This window comes from Shimia sp. SK013 (genome assembly GCF_001292625.1).
In the GTDB taxonomy this organism is placed as follows: domain Bacteria; phylum Pseudomonadota; class Alphaproteobacteria; order Rhodobacterales; family Rhodobacteraceae; genus Shimia.
The window spans coordinates 1-2,403 of the sequence record NZ_LAJH01000001.1; the positions used below are offsets into that span (position 1 = coordinate 1).

The following is a 2,403-nucleotide window of genomic DNA, read 5'->3' on the forward strand; positions in this document are numbered from 1 at the left end:
ATTGAGTACCATTCTAGAATGGGCGCGGCCAAGCCTCGACTTGGCAAGCTCATGTGCGCCTCATCGACCACATAAAGTGGCCCTTGTCCTTTTTCATTGCGCCATTCGTCTGAGTAATCTTCAATCTGGCTGAACGGACGCGAGGTTGAACCAAAATCCGTTAAACGGCCATCCACGATTTTGATGAGTTCTCGAACGTCTTCACCAAACACCTTAACGAACCAATCAATGTTTAAGGTGATATTGGTGATGACTTTGCGGCCATCCTTAATGGCCGGAATAATGTGGTAGGCAACCGCCTCATAGGTTTTACCGCCGCCTGGTCTTCCTGCTATGGCGTATATCATGAGCCTAACCTCGTAAACGGAATCAATTGCAGCATCAAACGCACCGTAATAGCGGCCAGAATGAGAGACAGGCATTGAGGCACACCGACCGCCGCCATAACCCAAGCTACAGTAGGCGGAATACTGGTCATGTACTGGCTCATATCGACCGGAGCGAATAGGGAGAACACACCAGAGAGCAACAGATTCACCATTGCCATGATTTGCTCAACCGCCCAAAAGAACAGGTCTTTGAGCATGTTGACCAGCGAGATTAAGAGCTGATAGAGGAACACCAACAGCTTGTTAAATAAATCGACTAACCAATCCATATTAACCTCCAAAAATAATACGACGCGCCGCAAACACTGACGTCATGATGAGCACCGCACGAATAAAACCGAACACCCAATCAAAGCTGATTTGCTCCTCAAAACTGAAGTCACCGAAGAACGGCACAGGGAGCACGAAAGAAGGGCGCTTAGCACTGGATAAGTCGAGGTCACCAAACGAGTTCACAAAGTTGTCGATGGTGTTGTGTTTAAGATCATCTAACTGACCGGACACCAAACCACCTAAACCATCGGGATAGCCCGACTCATAAAAGCCAGTACAACTTTGGGACTCGATACACGTACCACCCGTACCTGCACCAGACGTATCTGTGTTTGCGATACCGTCTAAGGTGTCAGAAATGCCGGAAACATCCTCCGCGATACCATCCATTGCCCCTGCAATTTTCTCTACATCGTCACCCACACCATTAACGGCATTGGTGTTCTTGTTCATGGCCGTGGTGATGTCAGCATTCGCTTGTTGGATAAGGGCCTTAGTGTTTTCGTAAATCTTGTTGTCGTTGATTTGCTGCTTTTGAATGGCTTGCGTGTTGGTGACCATCGACGCATTCAGCGCAATGATTTGGTTTTGAACGTCAGCATTGGCTTGATTGATGTCGATGTTCATGTCGTTTAGTGCTTTGTTGACGTCCTTATTCATCCCAGTAATGGCTTTCAGAACTGCCGTGTCTGTCGATTCATCGGTGTCAGGCTCTTCCACGTCTGGCTCACTGTCGGTATCCGGTGGATTCACCGTATTGGTTGAGCCATCAGGTAATATGCTAGGGTCTTCGATGTCGCCTGTTGGGTCGTCAGGGTCATGAATGGGGTCATCAGGAATAATAGGGGTGTCAGGGCCATCTTTACCCCAGAAGAGTGTACCGCCTTCACACTGGTTGCCTGTGAATTGAAAGTTACCATGACAGATGGTGTTTTGTGTCCATTGGCCGGAATCAACGCCCGTACACAGCGTACTATCACTAGGAGTACGCTCCAATTCACAACGGGTTGCGCCATAATCGCCATAACATGACCCTGTCACTTGTTCGCCATAGACATAAGCCAACCACTGAAGCGATTTGATTTCATCAATGGATTTTTTGAACTGGCAAGCGTCCATACAAGTACCGTCAGGGTTCTTGCCATATTCACAAACCGATTTGCAACGTAAGGTGGAGGGATCAAACTCGCTATTTTCTGGACAACGCACCTCATAATAGCCAAGACCAAGTCCATTATCACAAACTGTTTGATAGGGATAACGAGCATTAGAATAGGGTGTCTTCTCAAATGTGCATGTGTCGAAATACCCAGTATCCAAAAAACAAGTATTCACCTTGTAAGGGTCAACCCATTCACCTTGAGAGCCACAACCCCTCATTTGCATATGACCAATACGAGCTTCTAAAGCATACGTATGACTACTAGCACACAGAATAACAAGGGCAATAAAAAAACGGAGATAGTGATTCATTGTATTAAACCAATAAAAAAGGGAGCCGAAGCCCCCTTATCCTCTAAAGTTTTGGCTGGCCACGTATCCGGCAATGCCACCCAAAAGCACAAAGACGATGAGTTGGACATCGTGGAGAACGGCCAACATAAACTTAAGCCTTGTTCACAGCACGCTTAGCAAGAGTGATGGATTTGTAAGCCATAGTAATGCCGACAATCACCAGACCTGCCGCGCCGATTTTGGTTGCCACACCAGATAAGTCGATAACGGAGAACGGGTCAGCTAC

General features: G+C 47.3%; 3 protein-coding genes. All 3 read right to left on the bottom strand.

The features are described from left to right. Positions 1-347: zonular occludens toxin domain-containing protein (locus tag SHIM_RS00005; protein WP_275043942.1), on the bottom strand; the 347-nt coding region annotated here is incomplete at its 3' end. Next, positions 344-658 carry a DUF2523 family protein gene (locus SHIM_RS00010; protein WP_054000576.1) on the bottom strand — a complete coding sequence of 105 codons (315 nt, stop codon included), beginning with the start codon at positions 656-658 and terminating at the stop codon, positions 344-346. The genes SHIM_RS00010 and SHIM_RS00005, both read right to left, overlap by 4 nt. Position 659: 1 nt before the next feature. Next, complete coding sequence (locus tag SHIM_RS00015; RefSeq protein WP_045091826.1) at positions 660-2,135, bottom strand: methyl-accepting chemotaxis protein; 1,476 nt, start codon at positions 2,133-2,135, stop codon at positions 660-662. Positions 2,136-2,403 lie beyond the last annotated feature (268 nt).

Coding starts and splice junctions, on each gene's coding strand:
- SHIM_RS00010 (WP_054000576.1), bottom strand. CDS start 658: ATGGATTGGTTAGTCGATTTATTTAACAAGCTGTTGGTGTTCCTCTAT.
- SHIM_RS00015 (WP_045091826.1), bottom strand. CDS start 2,135: ATGAATCACTATCTCCGTTTTTTTATTGCCCTTGTTATTCTGTGTGCT.